This window comes from Streptomyces hygroscopicus, from assembly GCF_026168105.1.
GTDB lineage: Bacteria > Actinomycetota > Actinomycetes > Streptomycetales > Streptomycetaceae > Streptomyces > Streptomyces hygroscopicus_D.
The window spans coordinates 100,021-118,779 of sequence record NZ_LBMW01000012.1 but is presented as its reverse complement, the minus strand read 5'-3'; the positions used below and the strand labels follow the sequence as shown (position 1 = coordinate 118,779).

General features: G+C 69.9%; 14 protein-coding genes and 1 pseudogene. 8 read left to right on the top strand and 7 right to left on the bottom strand.

The features are described from left to right. Positions 1-398: 398 nt before the first annotated feature. Complete coding sequence (locus tag AAW14_RS14775; protein WP_265564016.1) at positions 399-1,346, top strand: hypothetical protein; 948 nt, start codon at positions 399-401, stop codon at positions 1,344-1,346. A gap of 18 nt (positions 1,347-1,364) precedes the next feature. Here the strand turns inward: AAW14_RS14775 and AAW14_RS14770 are convergent, their stop codons facing one another. Continuing rightward, positions 1,365-1,793 carry a Rieske (2Fe-2S) protein gene (locus AAW14_RS14770; RefSeq protein ID WP_265564014.1) on the bottom strand — a complete coding sequence of 143 codons (429 nt, stop codon included), beginning with the start codon at positions 1,791-1,793 and terminating at the stop codon, positions 1,365-1,367. A gap of 335 nt (positions 1,794-2,128) precedes the next feature. Here AAW14_RS14770 and AAW14_RS14765 point away from each other — a divergent pair, with 335 nt between their 5' ends. After that, on the top strand, positions 2,129-3,232 hold the full coding sequence (locus AAW14_RS14765) for a LacI family DNA-binding transcriptional regulator (protein WP_265564012.1): 1,104 nt from the start codon (positions 2,129-2,131) through the stop codon (positions 3,230-3,232). Then, positions 3,229-4,152, top strand: coding sequence for a carbohydrate kinase family protein (locus AAW14_RS14760; RefSeq protein WP_265564011.1), 924 nt, complete (start codon positions 3,229-3,231; stop codon positions 4,150-4,152). Before AAW14_RS14765 ends, AAW14_RS14760 begins: the two co-directional genes overlap by 4 nt. A 144-nt stretch (positions 4,153-4,296) precedes the next feature. On the opposite strand, the gene uvrA is transcribed toward AAW14_RS14760, so the two are convergent. Continuing rightward, positions 4,297-7,335, bottom strand: a complete 3,039-nt coding sequence (gene uvrA / locus AAW14_RS14755; protein WP_265564009.1) for an excinuclease ABC subunit UvrA — start codon at positions 7,333-7,335, stop codon at positions 4,297-4,299. A 223-nt stretch (positions 7,336-7,558) separates the two neighbouring features. Between uvrA and AAW14_RS14750 the strand changes: the two genes are divergently transcribed. The 3 genes and pseudogenes from AAW14_RS14750 to AAW14_RS14740 form a co-directional block, all read left to right on the top strand. Further along, positions 7,559-8,245, top strand: a complete 687-nt coding sequence (locus tag AAW14_RS14750; RefSeq protein ID WP_265564007.1) for a maleylpyruvate isomerase family mycothiol-dependent enzyme — start codon at positions 7,559-7,561, stop codon at positions 8,243-8,245. A 73-nt stretch (positions 8,246-8,318) separates the two neighbouring features. Further along, positions 8,319-8,975 (top strand): MBL fold metallo-hydrolase, encoded by a 657-nt coding sequence (locus AAW14_RS14745; protein WP_265564005.1) that lies wholly within the window; start codon positions 8,319-8,321, stop codon positions 8,973-8,975. Between the two features lie 97 nt (positions 8,976-9,072). Beyond that, positions 9,073-9,381: pseudogene (locus tag AAW14_RS14740) on the top strand (peptide ABC transporter ATP-binding protein); the annotation flags it as partial. 78 nt (positions 9,382-9,459) lie between these two features. Here AAW14_RS14740 and aroQ read toward each other — a convergent pair. Next, positions 9,460-9,933 (bottom strand): type II 3-dehydroquinate dehydratase, encoded by a 474-nt coding sequence (gene aroQ / locus AAW14_RS14735; RefSeq protein ID WP_265564002.1) that lies wholly within the window; start codon positions 9,931-9,933, stop codon positions 9,460-9,462. Positions 9,934-10,039: 106 nt separating this feature from the next. Between aroQ and AAW14_RS14730 the strand changes: the two genes are divergently transcribed. Together AAW14_RS14730 and AAW14_RS14725 are read left to right on the top strand one after the other, a co-directional pair. Then, positions 10,040-11,086 (top strand): S66 family peptidase, encoded by a 1,047-nt coding sequence (locus AAW14_RS14730; protein ID WP_265564000.1) that lies wholly within the window; start codon positions 10,040-10,042, stop codon positions 11,084-11,086. A gap of 100 nt (positions 11,087-11,186) precedes the next feature. Next, positions 11,187-12,491, top strand: coding sequence for an MFS transporter (locus tag AAW14_RS14725; RefSeq protein ID WP_265563998.1), 1,305 nt, complete (start codon positions 11,187-11,189; stop codon positions 12,489-12,491). A gap of 78 nt (positions 12,492-12,569) precedes the next feature. On the opposite strand, the gene AAW14_RS14720 is transcribed toward AAW14_RS14725, so the two are convergent. The 4 genes from AAW14_RS14720 to uvrB all read right to left on the bottom strand — a co-directional run bounded on the left by AAW14_RS14720 (position 12,570) and on the right by uvrB (position 18,746). Beyond that, positions 12,570-13,571, bottom strand: a complete 1,002-nt coding sequence (locus AAW14_RS14720) for a TerC/Alx family metal homeostasis membrane protein (protein WP_265563996.1) — start codon at positions 13,569-13,571, stop codon at positions 12,570-12,572. Positions 13,572-13,858: 287 nt separating this feature from the next. Continuing rightward, positions 13,859-15,823, bottom strand: a complete 1,965-nt coding sequence (locus AAW14_RS14715; RefSeq protein WP_265563994.1) for a TerD family protein — start codon at positions 15,821-15,823, stop codon at positions 13,859-13,861. A gap of 44 nt (positions 15,824-15,867) precedes the next feature. Next, positions 15,868-16,446, bottom strand: a complete 579-nt coding sequence (locus AAW14_RS14710; RefSeq protein WP_265563991.1) for a TerD family protein — start codon at positions 16,444-16,446, stop codon at positions 15,868-15,870. Between the two features lie 161 nt (positions 16,447-16,607). After that, complete coding sequence (gene uvrB, locus AAW14_RS14705; RefSeq protein ID WP_265563989.1) at positions 16,608-18,746, bottom strand: excinuclease ABC subunit UvrB; 2,139 nt, start codon at positions 18,744-18,746, stop codon at positions 16,608-16,610. Between the last annotated feature and the right edge of the window lie 13 nt (positions 18,747-18,759).

Here is an 18,759-nt window from a genome sequence, read left to right as displayed (position 1 = left end):
CCACATCCACGGCGCTGGCCGAGAAGGGGGGACGGTGAGGCCACCCGCCCCGTACTTCCGCAACGTGAGCGGCACGCGCGTGTGCCGTACGGCGTCCCAGGCACCGCTCCCCCGCCTCGGCAGCTCCCGGCGGTGGAGGCCGCAGCCCCGCGTCATGTGGGCCGCGCACCCGGGCGCGCCCGGCCGGCCGGCCTCGCGGTGTCGGCGACGAGAGTGTTGCGTGGAGTGGGCATCGGGTGTTGTCGGAGCTTGGTCAACACGCTTCAATGCGGGGAAACTTTGGGCCGTGAACGGCGGGGTTCGCTTGTGAACGAGCTCCGGGCGTCCCCCGGCGGCCCGGAACGACCCGCTCGAACGGTCTGACCAGCCGTCGTGAACATACACAGAAAGGCCCCTGTATGCGGCACGGCACACAGCACGCGGACGTCGCCCCGGCAGAGTTGGAGGCGGCCCTGCGTGGCGGCCCCTTCCATGTCGCGCTGCGCGCCGCGATCGCCGCCCGCGGGCTGCCGCTGCAGCGTGTGCAGCACCATCTGTCGCGGTACGGGGTCAGGGTCGGCGTGACGAGTCTGAGCTACTGGCAGCAGGGCGCGCGCCGCCCCCAACGCCCGGAGTCCCTGCGCGCCGTGCGTGCCCTGGAGGAGATACTCCAGCTGCCGGACGAGTCGCTGGTCCGGCTGCTGACCAAGGCCGACGAGCACACCGGCCCCGACCGTCCCTCGGGCCGCTCGTACCGCTCCCTGGTGGAGGCCTCGGACGTGCTGGAACGGCTCCTCGCCGAGTTGGAGTCGCCGCTCGACGGGGGGCTGCACACCATCGGGCACCACGAACGCGTCCGCATCGGGGCGCGCCGGGAGCTGCTGGCCCGCGAGTCGCACCACATCGTGCGCGCCCACAAGGACGGCGTGGACCGCTATGTCGCCATCCATCACGGTGACCCGGGCTGCAACCCGGAGCGCACCCGGGTGCATGCGCTGGAAAACTGCCGCACCGGGCGCGTGCGATGGCACCACGACACGGGCGTCCTGGTCGCCGAACTGCTCTTCGACACACGACTGCGTAGCGGGGATACGTTTCTCTTCCGCTACGCCATCGAGGACGGCACCGCGGGCGCATCCTGCGAGTACGTCCGGGGATTCGGATTGGCGGGCGGGCAGTACGCGCTTCAGATCCGCTTCGCCGAGGAGGCGCTGCCGGTGCGCTGCCACCGCTTCACCCAGCACTCCGCCGCCGCCCCGCGCAGCGGCCGCCAAGAGCTGGCGCTGAGCGGACGCCACCGCTCGGTGCATCTGGTGGAGCCGCGGGTGCGGTCGGGGATCGTGGGGATCGGCTGGGAGTGGGAGTGACCGGGCCCGCCTGAACCGTCAGACCGCCGGGCCCGCCACGATGTGGCCGTTCTTCACCTCGACGGGCAGCTCGGGCAGCGGTTCGGTGGCCGGAGCCTGCACCACCTTGCCGGTCGTGGCGTCGAACCGGCTGCCGTGACAGGGGCAGACGAGCGTCGTGCCCGACAGCTTGTCGATGGCGCACCCCGCGTGTGTGCAGATGGTGCTGTACGCCTTCAGGGAGCCGTCCTTGGCCCGGCTCACCACCACGTTCTCGTCCCGGTACAGCTTCGCGCCGCCCTCGGGAACCTCACCGTCGGCTCCCAGCGTGACCGGCGCGGTCGGCGTGGCGGGCGCGGCGGCACCGTCGCCTCCCTGCGAGCAGGCGGCGAGGCCGAGCCCGGCGACCGGGGTGAGCGCCGCCCCGCGAAGGACGGTACGACGGGTCGCGGAGGGGCGGGCGGGCATGAGATCTCCACTGGTCGGGTCCGGTACGCACCGGGACGGCGAGGCAGACCGACGATACCGGCAGCGGCCGTTCCGCCTGGGAGCGGGGCAAGGGGCCGGTGGCCGGACGAGGAGACGGTGATGAGCGAGGAGATGGTGATGAGCGAGGAGGTCGATGACGGGTTAGGGGAACGATGACGGGTGAGGAGAGCGGTGGCCGATTGAGGAGACGGTGGCCCGGAGACGGTGGGGGCGCGAGGACGTAAACGTTTGCGCAAGCGTTTACGTCCGCCGTCGAATGGGATACCTTCCGATCGGAAGGCGTGAGCAGCGAGGGCCCGAGGAGGGAGACGCGCTTGGCAACCATGGCCGATGTCGCGCGGAGCGCGGGCGTCTCCGTGGCGACCGTCTCCCACGTTCTGAACGGCACCCGCCCGGTACTGCCCCACACCCGCCAGGCGGTGCTGGAAGCCATCGACGAGCTGGGCTACACACCGAACACACTCGCCCGTTCCCTGGTGACCTCTCGCACCCGGTCCATCGGACTCGCGGTGTCGGCGATCAGCAACCCGTACTTCACGGAGATCCTCCAGGGCGTCGAAGCCGGGGCCCTGGAACACGGCTACGGCCTGCTCATCGCCGACCCCCACGACGACCCCGAACACGAACGCAAGGTCGTCCAGCTCCTGCACGAGCGCCGCGTCGACGGCCTGATCATCGCGCCCTCGGCGGACCCGCGCGGACTTCTCGCGCTGCTGGGGAGGCATGGCGTACCCACCGTGTTCCTCGACCGACTGGTCGAGGACGTCCCCGCGCGCACGCCCCCGCCACCGGCCACCGGCGAGGGCGCCTCCGAGCGCGACGGACATGCCAGGGCTCCCTTTCGCTTCGACCAGGTCTGCGCGGAGAACGCCGAACCCATGGCGCGTCTGGTCACCCATCTCGCGGGACTCGGGCACAGGCGCATCGGACTGGTAGCGGGCCTTCCCGGGCTCAGCACCACGAGCGAGCGGATCGGCGGCTACCGGCACGGACTCGCTGCCGCCGGCCTCCCCTACGACGAGCGACTGGTGGCCCGGGGTGACTCCGCGGCCGAGGGCGCCGAGCGCGCCACCGCCACTCTGCTGTCGCTCGCTGCACCGCCGACGGCTCTGGTCACGGCCAACAACGCGATGACCATCGGCGCTCTGCGCACCCTGCGCGACCGCGGGCTGTCCGTGCCGGACGACCTGGCACTGTGCTGCTTCGACGACTTCGCGTGGGCGGATCTCTTCTCGCCCCGGCTCACCACCGTCTCCCAGCCGAGCACGGAGCTCGGCGCCCAGGCCGTACGGCTGCTCCTGGACCGGCTGGAGTCGCCGGACCGTCCTTCCCGCACCCTGCGGCTGCCCTGTGCGTTCGTCCACCGCACCTCGTGCGGTTGCCCCGACACACCCTCCGAGAAGGGAACCGTCTCGTGATCGTCGTCGCCGGTGAGGCCCTGATCGACCTGGTCCCGCAGGGCCCGGGCGCACTCGCACACCTGAAGCCGGCACTCGGCGGCGGCCCGTACAACACCGCCGTGGCACTCGGCCGACTCGGCTCCCCGACGGCCTTCTGCTCCCGCGCCTCGTACGACGCCTTCGGAGAAGCCCTGCTCGACGGGCTGCGCGAGGCGGGCGTGGATGTCTCCGCCGTCCAGCGCGGCACCGAGCCGACCACACTGGCGGTCGCCACCATCGACGAGAGGGGCTCGGCCGCGTACTCCTTCTACGTCGACGGCACCGCCGACCGGCTGTTCACGGCGCCGGTGCGCCTTCCGCAGGGCACCCGGGCCTTGTCGTTCGGCACCTGCTCGCTCGTCCTGGAACCGGGGGCGAGCGCATACGAGGAGCTGATGCGCGACGCCGCCGCCCAGGGCCTGTTCACGGCGCTCGACCCCAACATCCGCGCGGGGCTGATCCCGGATCCCGACGCCTATCGGGCCCGTTTCAAGAACTGGCTGCCGTCCGTGTCGCTGCTGAAGCTCTCCGCGGAGGACGCCCAGTGGCTGGGCGGCACTCCGCGTGAATGGCTGGCCTCGGGCCCAGCCGCCGTGGTGATCACCCATGGTGGTGACGGACTGACGGCCTTCACCCGCGACGGGGCGGAGCACTCCGTGCCGGGTGTGCGGGTCGACGTCGTGGACACGATCGGCGCCGGTGACACGGTCAACGCGGCGCTGCTGCATGGCCTGGCCGCCCTCGATGCCCTCTCCCCGGCGGCCCTGGCCGCCCTGGATGCCGACGGCTGGGCCGAACTGCTGGGCTTCGCGGCCCGCGCCGCGGCGATCACCTGCTCCCGGGCCGGTGCGGAACCACCGTTCGCGTCCGAACTGACCGGCCCCTGGCTCCAGGTCTGACACCGACGGACCGCTCGATGCCGGCCCGGCGGCCGATCGTGATCGTAGGCCCCGGGTGCGACAAGCGGCGCTCCGCGGGACATTCCCGCGGAGCGCCGGATCGGCCGGATGGGCTGGATAGGCCGGATCGTGTTCCTGATCCGGTCAGGCCTTGCGCGCCCGCGTGGTCTTCTTCGCGGGTGCCGCCTTCTTCGTGGCGCCGGCCGCCTTCTTGGTCACGGTGTTGTTCGCGGTCTTCACCGTCTTGGCCGTCGCGGTCTTCCTCGCCGTCGACGAGGCGGCGGCCGTCTTCCTGGCCGCCGTCCCGCGGGGAGCCTTCACCGAAGCCGCGTCGCTGATGCGCTCGGCGCCGAGGATCTCGCGCAGGAACTTTCCGGTGTGGCTCGCCGGGACCCCGGCGACCTCCTCGGGCGTGCCCTCCGCGACCACCAGGCCGCCGCCCGCGCCGCCTTCGGGGCCCATGTCGACGACCCAGTCGGCGGTCTTGATGACGTCGAGGTTGTGCTCGATGACGATGACCGTGTTGCCCTTGTCGACGAGTCCCCCGAGCACCTTGAGCAGCTTGCTGATGTCCTCGAAGTGCAGACCGGTGGTCGGCTCGTCCAGCACGTAGACCGTGCGCCCGGTGGAGCGCTTCTGAAGCTCGCTGGCGAGCTTCACCCGCTGGGCCTCACCACCGGACAGGGTGGTCGCCGACTGACCGAGACGGACATAGCCGAGACCGACGTCGTGCAGCGTCCGCAGATGACGGGCGATCGCCGGAACGGCCTCGAAGAAGTGCAGGGCCTCCTCGATCGGCATGTTCAGGACCTCGGCGATGGACTTGCCCTTGTAGTGGACGTCCAGGGTCTCCCGGTTGTAGCGGGCGCCGTGACAGACCTCGCACGGGACGTACACGTCCGGCAGGAAGTTCATCTCGATCTTGATGGTGCCGTCGCCCGCGCAGTTCTCACAGCGGCCGCCCTTGACGTTGAAGGAGAAGCGGCCGGGCTGGTAGCCGCGGACCTTCGCCTCGGTGGTCTCGGCGAACAGCTTGCGGATGTGGTCGAAGACGCCGGTGTACGTCGCCGGGTTGGACCGCGGGGTGCGGCCGATGGGCGACTGGTCGACGTGCACGACCTTGTCGACGAGGTCGTCGCCGTCCACGCGCGTGTGCCGGCCGGGCACGCTCCTCGCGCCGTTCAGCTCACGGGCCAGGTGCGTGTACAGGATGTCGTTGACCAGCGTCGACTTGCCGGAGCCGGACACGCCCGTGACGGCCGTGAACACGCCCAGCGGGAACGACACGTCGATGTCCTGAAGGTTGTTCTCCCGGGCGCCGTGCACCGTGAGCTGCCGGGACGGGTCGCGGGGGCGCCGGATGTCGGGCAGCGGGATCGACTTCTTGCCGGACAGATACTGGCCGGTCTGCGACTCGGCGTTGGCCAGCAGCTCCTTCAGGGAGCCGCTGTGCACGACCTTGCCGCCGTGCTCGCCCGCGCCGGGGCCGATGTCGACGACCCAGTCGGCGACCTTGATGGTGTCCTCGTCGTGCTCCACGACGATGAGCGTGTTGCCCATGTCGCGCAGCCGGACCAGGGTCTCGATCAGCCGGTGGTTGTCACGCTGGTGCAGGCCGATGGACGGCTCGTCGAGCACGTACAGGACGCCGACGAGTCCGGAGCCGATCTGGGTGGCCAGGCGGATGCGCTGGGCCTCGCCGCCGGAGAGCGTGCCGGCCGCACGGTTGAGCGAGAGGTAGTCCAGGCCGACGTCGACCAGGAACCGCAGCCGCTCGTTGACCTCCTTGAGGACACGCTCCGCGATCTTCTTGTCGCGCGCGTCGAGCTTCAGCTGCCGCAGGAAGTCCGCGCAGTCGCTGATCGACATCGCCGAGATCTCCGCGATGGACCTGTCCATGATCGTGACCGCGAGCACGACCGGCTTGAGACGCGTGCCGTCACAGGTGGGGCAGGGCACCTCGCGCATGTAGCCCTCGAAACGCTCACGGCTCGCGTCGCTCTCGGCCTCGCTGTGCCGGCGCTTCACGAACGGAACGGCGCCCTCGAACGGCGTCGTGTACACGCGCTCGCGCCCGTAGCGGTTGCGGTAGCGGACCTCGATCTGGGTCTTGTGTCCGTAGAGCAGGGCCTTCTTCGCGCGCTGCGGCAGGCCCGCGAAGGGGATGTCCGTCCGGAAGCCCAGTGCGTCCGCGAGGGCGCCGATCAGGCGGCCGAAGTAGTCCTTGGTGTGTCCGTGCGACCAGGGGTGGATGGCGCCCTCTTCGAGGGTCTTTTCCTCGTCCGGGACGATCAGCTCGGGGTCGACCTCCATGCGCGTGCCGATGCCGGTGCACTCGGGGCAGGCGCCGAAGGGCGAGTTGAAGGAGAAGGAGCGGGGCTCCAGCTCCTCGAAGGACAGGTCGTCGTACGGGCAGTACAGGTGCTCCGAGTACATGCGCTCGCGCTCGGGGTCGTCCTCGGGGAGGTCGACGAAGTCGAGCACGACCATGCCCCCGGACAGGCCGAGCGCGGTCTCCACGGAGTCGGTGAGGCGGCGCTTGGCGGAGTCCTTCACCGTGAGGCGGTCGACCACCACCTCGATGGTGTGCTTCTCCTGCTTCTTCAGCGTGGGCGGGTTCGACAGCTGGATCGTCTCGCCGTCCACCCGCGCGCGGCTGTAACCCTTGGTCTGGAGATCCGTGAAGAGGTCGACGAACTCTCCCTTGCGCTCGCGAACCAGCGGCGAGAGCACCTGGAACCGGCTCCCCTCCGGCAACTCCAGGACCTTGTCGACGATGGCCTGCGGCGACTGGCGTGAGATCGGGCGGCCGCACTCGGGACAGTGCGGCTTGCCGATGCGCGCGAAGAGCAGACGCAGGTAGTCGTAGACCTCGGTGATCGTGCCGACCGTCGAACGCGGGTTGCGCGAGGTCGACTTCTGGTCGATGGAGACCGCCGGCGAGAGGCCCTCGATGAAGTCGACGTCCGGCTTGTCCATCTGGCCGAGGAACTGCCGAGCGTACGAGGACAGCGACTCCACGTAACGCCGCTGGCCCTCGGCGAAGATCGTGTCGAAGGCCAGTGAGGACTTGCCCGACCCCGACAGGCCCGTGAAGACGATGAGCGAGTCGCGCGGCAGGTCGAGCGAGACATTCTTCAGATTGTGCTCGCGCGCGCCACGGACGATGAGACGGTCGGCCACGCCGGTCCGCACCTTTCTTGAGAGAAGCGACAGGGGCGGGGCCCCCGTCGTTTCCCAGACTAGGGGGAGCCACTGACAACGCCGGTTGGATTCCGGGGTTCACAACAATCCCCGCCCCTCCAGCATGCCCGACGCCGCACTCGACCATATAGCACGTGCATTCGATTTGCGGGCCAGATCCACCTCCTTCACCCGAAGGAGTGGCGGGGCTAAGGTCGGCCCCATGATGGATCACGCGCGCGACCTGGCGTCTGTACGCGACGCAACCGACCGACTGCTCAACGCAGTCGCCGCCCTGGACAACGCGGCCGTGGCCGAGCCGTCACGGCTGCCCGGCTGGAGCCGCGGCCATGTCCTCGCCCACCTCGCCCGCAACGCGGACGCTCTCGTGAACGTGCTGCAGGGGCGTCCCATGTACGTCTCCGCGCAGGCTCGGGACGCCGACATCGAGCGGGACGCCCCGCGCCCCCTGCACGAACAGCTCGCCGACCTGCGCGAGAGCTCGGCCCGCTTCCAGGAGGCCGGGGCGGCGCCCGCGGACTGGTCGCGCACGGTGGAGCTGCGCAACGGGGTCACCGACTCGGCGGCCCGCGTGCCGTTCCGGCGGTGGATCGAGGTCGCGCTGCACCACGTCGACCTCGGGATCGGGTACGAGCTGGAGGACCTGCCCGCGGAGTTCGTGGAGCGGGAGACCGGCTTCCTCGCGGCGCGGTTCACGGGGCATCCAGACATTCCGCCCACCCGCATCACGGACGGCACGCGCGCGTGGAGCACGGGCCGGGAGGCGGCCGGGCCCGAGGTCACCGTCGAGGGTCCCGCGCCCGACCTGCTCGGCTGGCTCTCCGGCCGCCGGGACGGATCCGCGCTGAAGGTCGAGGGAGGGACGCTGCCGGCGCTGCCCCCTCTCTAGGCGCGGACGGCCTGGGCCGGTCCCCTCTCCGGGCCCGGAGGACCTGGGCCCGTCCCCGCTATAGGCTGCCGCCATGACGTACAGCGGAGTGGTGAAGGTCGGCGGCCCTGCCGATGTGCACGAGCTGCAGGACCTGATGATCACGAAGATCGCGGTCGGCCCGATGGACAACAACGCCTATCTGCTGCGCTGCCGGGCCACCGACGAGCAGTTGCTGATCGACGCGGCCAACGACGCGGGCACGCTGCTCGGCATGATCGGTGACGACGGCATCGCCTCCGTCGTCACCACGCATCGGCACGGCGACCACTGGCAGGCGCTGGCCGAGGTGGTCGCGGCCACGGGGGCGCGGACGTACGCCGGCCGGTACGACGCCGAGGGCATTCCGGTGCCCACGGACGTCCCGGTCGATGACGGCGACACGATCCGCGTGGGGCGCGTGGAACTCACCGCACGCCATCTGGTGGGCCACACGCCCGGCTCGATCGCCCTCGTCTACGACGACCCGCACGGACACCCTCACGTGTTCACCGGGGACTGCCTCTTCCCCGGCGGGGTCGGCAACACGCACAAGGACTCGAAGGCCTTCGCCCGTCTGATCCACGATGTCGAGACGAAGATCTTCGGCACGCTTCCGGACGAGACCTGGGTCTACCCCGGACACGGGAACGACACCACGTTGGGCGCCGAGCGTCCGCACCTGCCGGAGTGGCACGCGCGGGGGTGGTGAGGCGACCCGGCAGTCATCCGTGTGCGCCGGTGTGAAAGCCAGGTGCACGCCCCCCGTGTGAACCGTTCGCACAGGCCAACACCCCGTGCGCGCTCCCGCGCTGGCCGTCCGCCCCCGGCCGCTGCTCCTGGACGAGATCACCACCGCCCTCGGCCCGGAACTCGTGGGCGAGGTCCTCACCGTCGTCCGGGGCCTGAAGGACGACGGCATGACGATGGTGTTGGCCACCATGAAGATGGTGCTGGCCACCCATGAGATCGGGTTCGCCCACGAGGTCGCGGACCAGGTCTGCTTCCTGGACGGCGGCGTGGTCCTGGAACACGGCACTGCCGAGCAGATCTTCGGCGACCCCCAGCAGGAGCGCACGCGGCGCTTTCTGAGCCGGACCGCGGAAGCGGGGCGGCTCCGAGGCACCGGCGCGTCTCCATCCGGAACGGGGCGACAACCGGACTTCATCCATCCGTTTCCGTCCGGCGCCGCCGCCTCATGCCTCCTTCTGCCCCGCCCCCGCGAGCGTCGCGACCCGCTCCACGGCGAACGCGTATCCCTGCACGCCGCATCCCGCGATGACGCCGTCGGCACGCAGAGAGACATACGAGTGGTGCCGGAACTGCTCGCGCTGGTGGATGTTGGAGATGTGGACCTCCACCACCGGCAGTCCGTCACAGGTGTTGAGCGCATCCAGGATGGCGACGGAGGTGTGCGAGTAGGCGGCCGGGTTGATCACGATCCCGGCATGGTTCTGCCGCGCCTCCTGGATCCACTCCACCAGCTCGCCCTCGTGGTTGGACTGCCGGAAGTCCACCGTGCCCCCGAACGCGGCCGCCGTCTTCGCGCAGAGCGCCTCGACGTCCGCGAGCGTGTCGGAGCCGTAGATCTCCGGCTGCCGCTGCCCGAGGAGATTCAGGTTGGGGCCGTTGAGGATCATGATCGGGGCGTTGGCCAGGGTGCGGGGCACGGTTCCTCCGGTCCGTTCGGGTCTGTCTGTCGGCCCACGAAGGACCGCTGCTCGGCCCCGGTTTATCACGGTGCGCGCGGCAGACGGCGACTCATATCCTCCGATCATGGATCGACCGACGTACCCGCCCAAGCCGGTGCCCGGCGACCGAGTCGCCGTCGTCTCACCGTCCGCCGGACTTCCCGCCCTCTTCCCGCTCCCCTATGAACTGGGGCTGGAGCGGCTGCGCACCGAGTTCGGGCTCGACCCCGTCGAGTATCCGACGACCCGGAGGATGGGCGCGACGCCGAAGGAGCGGGCGGACGACCTCCATGCCGCGTTCGCCGACCCCACCGTCAAGGCCGTGATCGCGTCGATCGGCGGTGACGACCAGATCACCGTGCTGCCCTTGCTGGACCGGGAGTTGATACGCGCCAACCCGAAGCCGTTCTTCGGGTACAGCGACAACACGAACCTGCACGCCTTCCTGTGGAACACCGGCGTGGTGAGCTACCACGGCGGCTCCGTCATGGTCGAGTTCGGCCGCCCCGGTGCCATGGCCCCGCTCTCCGCCGAGTCGCTGAGAGCCGCCCTTTTCACGTCGGGCGAGTACGAGTTGAAGCCGGCCGAGCGCTGGCACGACACGAGCCGGGACTGGGCGGATCCGGCGACCTTCGAGGCGGAGCCCGAGACCCGGCCGGGCTCGGACTGGAGCTGGCTCAACGCGGACCATGTGGTCGAGGGCCGCAGTTGGGGCGGCAATCTGGAGATCCTCGGCTGGCTGCTCATGGCCGACCGCGAGGTGGCACGCGATCCGGCCGTCCACGACGGCGGAGTGCTCTTCCTGGAGACCTCCGAGGAGATGCCCAGCGCCGAGGAAGTCTTCCGGCTCCTGCGGAACATGGGCGAACGCGGACTGCTCCAGCGTTTCCCCGCACTGCTCATGGGGCGTGCGAAGACCTGGTCCTTTCAGCAGCCCAACAGCCCCGCGGCGGGCGCTCGTTATGCGGCGGAGCAGCGTGAGGCCGTCGTGCGCGCCCTGAAGACATACGCTCCCCACACCATGGTCGTCTTCGATGTGGACCTCGGGCACACCGATCCACAGGTCGTCGTCCCGTACGGAGGCACCGTACGCGTGGACGGTCCCGCCCGGCGCATCACCGTCATCTACTGACCGCCCTCTCCCCCGGGCGCACGCCCGCACCACCCCTCGGATGCACCGAGCCCCCGCACGCCCCCGGTAACCCACCGTCACCATGGGTACATCACGCGGCATGCACCACGTACGCACCGTAAGGGCCCCCTCCATGCTGCGGCTCGCGGCCGCCTCGCTCGCGGGGACGGCCATCGAGTTCTACGACTTCTTCGCCTACGGGACCGCGGCCGCCCTGGTCCTCGGGCCTCTGTTCTTCCCGACCTTCTCGCCGTTGGCGGGCACGCTGGCCGCCTTCGGGACCTTCGGCATCGGCTTCGTGGCGCGGCCGCTCGGCTCGGTGCTGTTCGGGCACATCGGGGACCGGCACGGGCGACGGCCCGTCCTCGTTGCCTCCTTGTTGCTGACCGGAGCCGCGACGGTGGCGGTCGGCTGCGTGCCGACGTACGCCACGATCGGTACGGCCGCTCCTGTGCTCCTTCTCGTGCTGCGCTTTCTGCAGGGGCTCGGGCTCGGCGGGGAGTGGGGCGGCGCCGTGCTGCTGACGGCGGAGCACGCGCCGGCCGGGCGGCGCGTGCTGTGGTCGAGCTTTCCGCAGATGGGCCCGGCACTGGGGTTCGTACTGGCCAACGGCGTGATGCTGGGGCTGTCGGCCACGCTGTCGGAGGCGCAGTTCGCCTCCTGGGGCTGGCGGATTCCGTTCTGGGCCGCGGGGGTGCTCGCGACAGCGGGTCTGTGGCTGCGCGGTTCACTCGCGGAAAGCCCGCTCTTCCTCGAGATCGACGACCACGCGCGGGTGCCGCTCGCCGAGGTCGTGCGCCGCCACTGGCGGCTCGTCCTGCTGACCGCCGGCGCGCTCGCGGTGGGGTACGCGGTCTTCTACACCGTGACGACCTGGTCCCTGGCGTATGCGACGGAGCGACTCGGCGTGAGCCGTACGGTCATGCTGACGTGCGTCATGGCGACCGTCGTGGTGCAAGGCGTCCTGACCCCGCTGGCGGCGCTCGTGGGCGATCGCTACGAGCGGCGGTCGTTGTGCATGAAGGGCTGCGCGGCCGTCGCCATGTGGATGTTCCCGATGATCGCCCTGCTGTCGACCGGTGAGCCGCTGCTGATGTTCCTCGGCTTCCTCGGCGCCATGCTCGCGTTCATCCCGATGTTCGCCGTGATCGCCGCGTATCTGCCGGAGTTGTACGAACCCCGGGTGCGCTGCACGGGCGCGGCCGTGGGCTACAACCTAGGCGGAGTGGTCGGCGGCGCCCTCACCCCGATCGTGGCCACCGCGCTTGCCGAGCACGGGGGCCGGGTGCCCTGGGGTGTCGGCGCCTATCTGACGGCCGTTGCTCTGCTCAGCCTGGGGTGCTTCGCCCTGCTGCCGGAGACCCGTCCCGTACCGGTCGCGGTGACGGAACCCGCTCCCGGCTGAGGCGGCGCCGGAGTGCGGCATGGGGGCGCATCCGTGTCGGGGTGGCCCGAGCGGCCCCGTTCGCGCATCACGCCGGCCTCAGGCCTCGACGCCGTCCTTCGCGGCGCTGTCGGCGCCCCGCCTCTCCCTCTCGGCCGCATCCTGCCTCCTGGCCGCCACCAGGCTGGTCACCGTCGTGACGATCAGGACGGCACAGATGACACCGAGGGAGACCGGGATGGATATCTCGGGGACATGGACGCCGGACTCGTGGAGCGCGTGCAGCACCAGCTTGACGCCGATGAAGCCGAGGATGATGGACAGGCCGTACGAGAGGTGAACCAGCTGCTTGAGCAGGCCGCCGATGAGGAAGTACAGCTGCCTCAGACCCATCAGCGCGAACGCGTTGGCGGTGAAGACGATGTACGGGTCCTGGGTCAGGCCGAAGATGGCCGGGATGGAGTCGAGGGCGAAGAGCACGTCCGTGGTGCCGATCGCGAGCATGACGACCAGCATCGGCGTCATGACGCGCTTGCCGTTCGCACGGATCCACAGCTTGGTGCCGTGGTACCGGTCGGCCACTCCGAAGCGGCGCTCGGCGGCCTTGAGCAGCCTGTTCTCCTCGTACTCCTCGTCCTCCTGGTCGTCCCTGGCCTCTCGGATCAGCTTCCAGGCAGTCCAGATCAGGAACGCGCCGAAGAGGTAGAAGACCCAGGAGAAGGACGAGATGATCGCGGCACCCGCGGCGATGAAAGCGGCCCGCAGGACCAGGGCTATGAGTACCCCGACGAGGAGCACACGCTGCTGGTACCGCGAAGGCACCGCGAACTTCGCCATGATCAGGACGAAGACAAAGAGGTTGTCGACACTCAGCGACTTCTCGGTGATGAAGCCGGCGAAGAACTCTCCGGCGGGCCGGCCGCCGCCCAAGACGAGCAGCCCCAGTCCGAACAATCCGGCGAGGGCGATCCAGACAATCGTCCAGATGCCGGCTTCCTTGATGGACACGTCGTGCGGCTTGCGGCCGATGAAGAAGTCGACCGCGATCAGGGTGGCGAGGCCCACGATCGTCAGGACCCACAGGGTCAGGGAAACATCCACTGCGCCTCCGGCAGTACGTCACGGCACATGTCAGCGTCGTCGCTACCGGAGGTCTCTTCCACCCGCGGACCCCGGGCGCTTGATGCGCCTGGAGTACTGCGGGCCGACGCCCCGGGATCTGGCCTGATCCGTATTGACGGGTACGCCGCAGTAGGCATCAGGGAATACTCCCCTCCGTGTGAAAGAGAGTACCCGAATACCAAAGGAAGGTAAAGAAACTAGTAAAGGAAATCCCAAGTCTGCTGGTGAAGGTAGCTTTACCTGCTCTTGGCGAGTGATGGAGACGGTCAGTGGTCCCAGGAGCGGCGGGCTTCGGCCACCTGGGTGAGCACCTGGTCGAGCACCTGGCTGCCCCGCGGGACGCACGGCGGCTCGTACGTCCAGGCGTGGCCCACCCAGGGGTCCGCGAGGTGGTCGTCGGGCAGGGGGGTGAGCCGCAGCAATGAGCGCCAGAGCGGGTCGAGGAGCGGTCCGTAGGCGGCGGTGTCCTCCCGGTCGGCGACCATCATCAGATGCACGCCCACGGCCGGCCCCTCGTCCGCGAGATAGCGCAGCTGGGTCACGGCCCGGTCGTCGAAGCCGTGCGGGAAGTCGTTGACGATCAGCAGTTGTTCGGCCGTGTCCACGCCTGGCGGCAGGGAGTCGGAGGCGCCGCCCCGCACCGCCATCTGCACCAGGTCGACGCGCTGGGTGAGCCGGGTCAGCACATCCGCCACCCCCGCGGCACCGGCGGCGGGCGGGGAGGAGAGCACCCCGGACCGCACGAGGGGCGCGAGCGACGGGGCGCCCGACCCCGCCGGGTCGACGACGTGCACCGAGAACTCACCGGGCGGGTACACGGCGAGCAGTCGTGCCGCGTGCATCACCGCCGCCTCCATGGCTAGACGGCGCGCTTCGCCGGCGTCCGCGAGGGGCTCGAGTGATTCCGAGCGGCCACTGTCGATCCAGACCCCGCGTTCCAGCGGCAGCCTGACCAGCATGGGGATGCGCAGGCTCTCGCTCTCGGGCAGATGGAGGTCGCCGAGGCGCACGGCCATGGGGATCTCCATCGGCACCCGATAGCCGTGCCAGGCCGGGTTGTCCCACCGGGCGAAGGCCGGGGGCAGCGCGGGCTCGACGACATCGGACTCGGCGATGAGCTGGGTGAGATCGCGGTCGAGTGCGGACCTGGCCTGGTTGACGAGCTCGGCGTGCTTGGCCTGGGCCTCCTCGCGAGCGGCGTCGCCCGGCCCGCCGACGCGGCTGCGCGGATCGGACAGGACCTTGTCCAGCTCCTGCTCCAGGCGGGAGTCGGCGAAATCGACGGCACTGCGGTACGCGGCCGCCGTGCGCGCCAGGTCCTCGAACATTCCCCACACCTGGTTGTACAGCCGCTCCTCCATGGACCAGCCGGTCGCGTCGCCCGCGACGGGCTGTGCGGGCTGCCCGGGCGGGGTCGCGGGTGCGGTCGGCGGGAGCGTGGGGGGCGCCGCGGTCTGCCTGCCGGGGTGGCTGTAGTCGATCGGCCCGCCGGGGGCAGGGTGCGGGACCGGGCCCGGCGAGCCGGGGGCGTCGTACGGGCTCCCTTGCTGCGGGACGCCGGGCGGATCCTGCTGCGGCGGTACGGAGCCGGCTGCGCCCTGGGGTGCGGCGGGGGCCGTCGTCTGGCGTGTGCGGTCGCTCTCGGGCATGCGTGGCGGGGGTGGTGCCACCGAGCGGGACAGGCCCTGGACCACCGCGTCGTTGATGCTGCCCGCGAGCTGGGGGGCTTCGGGCAGGCCCTGGTCCACGAGGAGAGCAGCGAGCCCGCCCGCGTAGCCCTGGCCTACCGCGCGGACCTTCCAGGCGCCCTGTCTGCGGTAGAGCTCCAACGCGATGACGGCGGACTCGGAGTCCAGGCCCGTGATGGTGTAGGTCACGACCTCGGAGCCGTCGAGGCCGGTGACCGCGACGAAGGGGGCGGCGACGGCACCGAACCGCACCGGACCACCGATCCCGGTCGGGAGGGCGAGCAGCACACTGACCCGGTGCACACTCTCCGGCAGGGCGTCCAGGTCGAACGCGAGGCGGTGGTCGGCCGCGGCTTGTCTGGAGACCTCGAGGCCCGGGAGGGTGGGCGCCCCCGGGTGGGCCACCCACTCGATGCCGCGCACCTTGCCCTGCGCGTCGCTGAGCGTGGCCCCGGCCACGATCGGCTTGCCGGCCGACACCCGGACCTCAACTCGGACCTGGGCAAGCGGATGATTCTGCCCCCGGACCAGCTCGGCCGTCATCGCCTCGTCCCCCTGCTTCGCTCGTGTGCCGGGCGTCCGGCCGCCTACAGGTGCGGCAGGATCGCGGGCATCAGGTCCTGGAAGGTGCGGCCGTTGGCCGGGGTGCCCAGGGCCGTCATCGTCCAGCCCGCGCCCGCGCGGTGCACCTTCGCCATGATCTGCGCCGTGTACGCGCCGCCGCCGGCGAGCGTGTAGCGGGCGAGCTCCTGGCCGTTGGTCTCGTCCACCAGGCGGCAGAACGCGTTCTGCACTTCCTGGAACGTCTGGCCCGTGAACGAGTTCACGGTGAAGACGATCTGGTCGACGTGGACCGGAACACGCTGCAGGTCGACGAGGATCGCCTCGTCGTCACCGCCCTGGCCCGCACCGCCGACGAGGTTGTCACCGGTGTGCCGCACGGAGCCGTCGTCGCTCACGAGGTGACGGAAGAAGACCACGTCCACGGGCTGCTTGTCCGCGAACAGCACGGCGGACGCGTCGAGATCGATCTCCCGGGTACGCGAACCGAACAGCCCGCGCCGGGGGGCGGCCTGCCAGCCGAGCCCCATGCGCACTGCGGTCAGCGTGCCCCCGTCGTTCTTCTGCAGACTGATGGCCTGACCCTTGGTCAAGTTGACGGTCACGCGCTGTTCCCCTCTCGAGCTGTCCCCTGTTGGCCGCGTACTCCGCGGATGCGAAAACCCTACGCAGCGGCACTGACAGTGCCGAACCCCGGACCGCGCTTTGTGTCGGTCTTGCAACACACTGCGCGGACACCGAGGTCCGGGGACGGGTTGCGGGGATGTCAGGCCAGGCCCGCTTCCTTCATCTGCCGCAGTTCCTTCTTCATCTCGGAGACCTCGTCGCGCAGCCGTGCCGCGATCTCGAACTGAAGGTCCGCCGCGGCGGCCCGCATCCGTTCGGTCAGCTCCTCGATCTGCCCGGCGAGTTCGGCCGCCGGACGGTCGGTCGGGACCGTCTCCTTGGCCTTGCCCTTGGCGGACTTGGCGCCCTTCGCGGCCTGGCCGCCCAGCGACGGGACGGGGCTCTTGGCGCCCTTGCCGTCCTTGGTCTTGCGGTAGCCCGTGCCCAGCAGCTGTTCCGTGTCGACGTCCTCGCGGGCGATCTGTGCCACGATGTCGTTGATCTTCTTGCGGAGCGGCTGGGGGTCGATGCCGTTCGCCGTGTTGTACGCGACCTGCTTCTCCCGGCGGCGGTTGGTCTCCTCGATGGCCTTCTCCATCGCCGGGGTGATCTTGTCGGCGTACATGTGGACCTGGCCGGAGACGTTGCGCGCGGCGCGGCCGATGGTCTGGATGAGCGAGGTGCCCGACCGCAGAAAACCCTCCTTGTCGGCGTCGAGGATCGCCACCAGGGACACCTCGGGCAGGTCGAGACCCTCCCGCAGGAGGTTGATGCCGACCAGGACGTCGAACTCGCCCGACCGCAGCTCCCGCAGCAGCTCGACCCGGCGCAGAGTGTCCACGTCGCTGTGCAGATAGCGCACCTGGATGCCGAGTTCGAGGAAGTAGTCGGTGAGATCCTCGGCCATCTTCTTGGTGAGCGTGGTGACCAGGACGCGCTCGTCCTTCTCGGTGCGCTTGCGGATCTCGTGCACCAGGTCGTCGATCTGACCCTCCGTGGGCTTGACCACGACCTGGGGGTCGACGAGGCCGGTGGGGCGGATGATCTGTTCGACCTGGCCGTCCGAGCGCGAAAGCTCGTACTGCCCGGGGGTCGCCGACAGGTACACCGTCTGGCCGATGCGCTCCTGGAACTCCTCCCACTTCAGGGGGCGGTTGTCCAGGGCCGACGGGAGCCGGAAACCGTGCTCCACGAGGGTGCGCTTGCGGGAGGCGTCGCCCTCGTACATCGCGCCGATCTGGGGCACGGTGACGTGCGACTCGTCGATGACCAGCAGGAAGTCGTCCGGGAAGTAGTCGAGCAGTGTGTTGGGCGGGGTGCCGGGCAAGCGGTCGTCGAAGTGCATCGAGTAGTTCTCCACGCCGGAGCAGGTGCCGATCTGGCGGAGCATCTCGATGTCGTAGGTCGTCCGCATGCGCAGGCGCTGGGCCTCCAGCAGCTTGCCCTGCTTGTCCAGCTCGGCCAGGCGCTCCTCCAGCTCCTTCTCGATGCCGTTGATCGCCCGCTCCATGCGCTCGGGGCCGGCGATGTAGTGGGAGGCGGGGAAGACGTACAGCTGCTGGTCGTCGCTGATGATTTCGCCGGTGAGCGGGTGGAGGGTGGAAAGGGCCTCGATCTCGTCGCCGAACATCTCGATCCGGACGGCCAGCTCCTCGTACACGGGAAAGATCTCGATGGTGTCGCCGCGCACCCGGAAGGTGCCGCGGGTGAACGCTGTGTCGTTACGCGTGTACTGAATGTCGACGAAGCGGCGCAGCAGCTGGTCGCGGTCGATCTCGTCGCCGACCTTGAGGCTGACCATGCGGTCCACGTACTCCTGCGGAGTACCGAGGCCGTAGATGCAGGAGACCGAGGCGACCACGACGACGTCGCGGCGGGTGAGCAGCGAGTTGGTCGCGGAGTGACGCAGGCGCTCGACCTCCTCGTTGATCGAGGAGTCCTTCTCGATGTACGTGTCCGACTGCGGGACGTACGCCTCGGGCTGGTAGTAGTCGTAGTACGAGACGAAGTACTCGACCGCGTTGTTCGGCAGGAGCTCACGGAACTCGTTGGCCAACTGGGCGGCCAGCGTCTTGTTCGGCGCCATCACGAGGGTGGGACGCTGGAGCTTCTCGATCATCCACGCGGTGGTGGCTGACTTGCCGGTGCCGGTCGCCCCGAGCAGGACGACGTCCTTCTCGCCGGCGCGGATGCGCTTTTGCAGCTCGGCGATGGCCGTGGGCTGGTCACCGCTGGGCTGGTAGGAGCTGACGACCTCGAAGGGCGCCACCGTGCGTTCGATCTGTGAAACGGGCCGCATGTCATCAACCGTA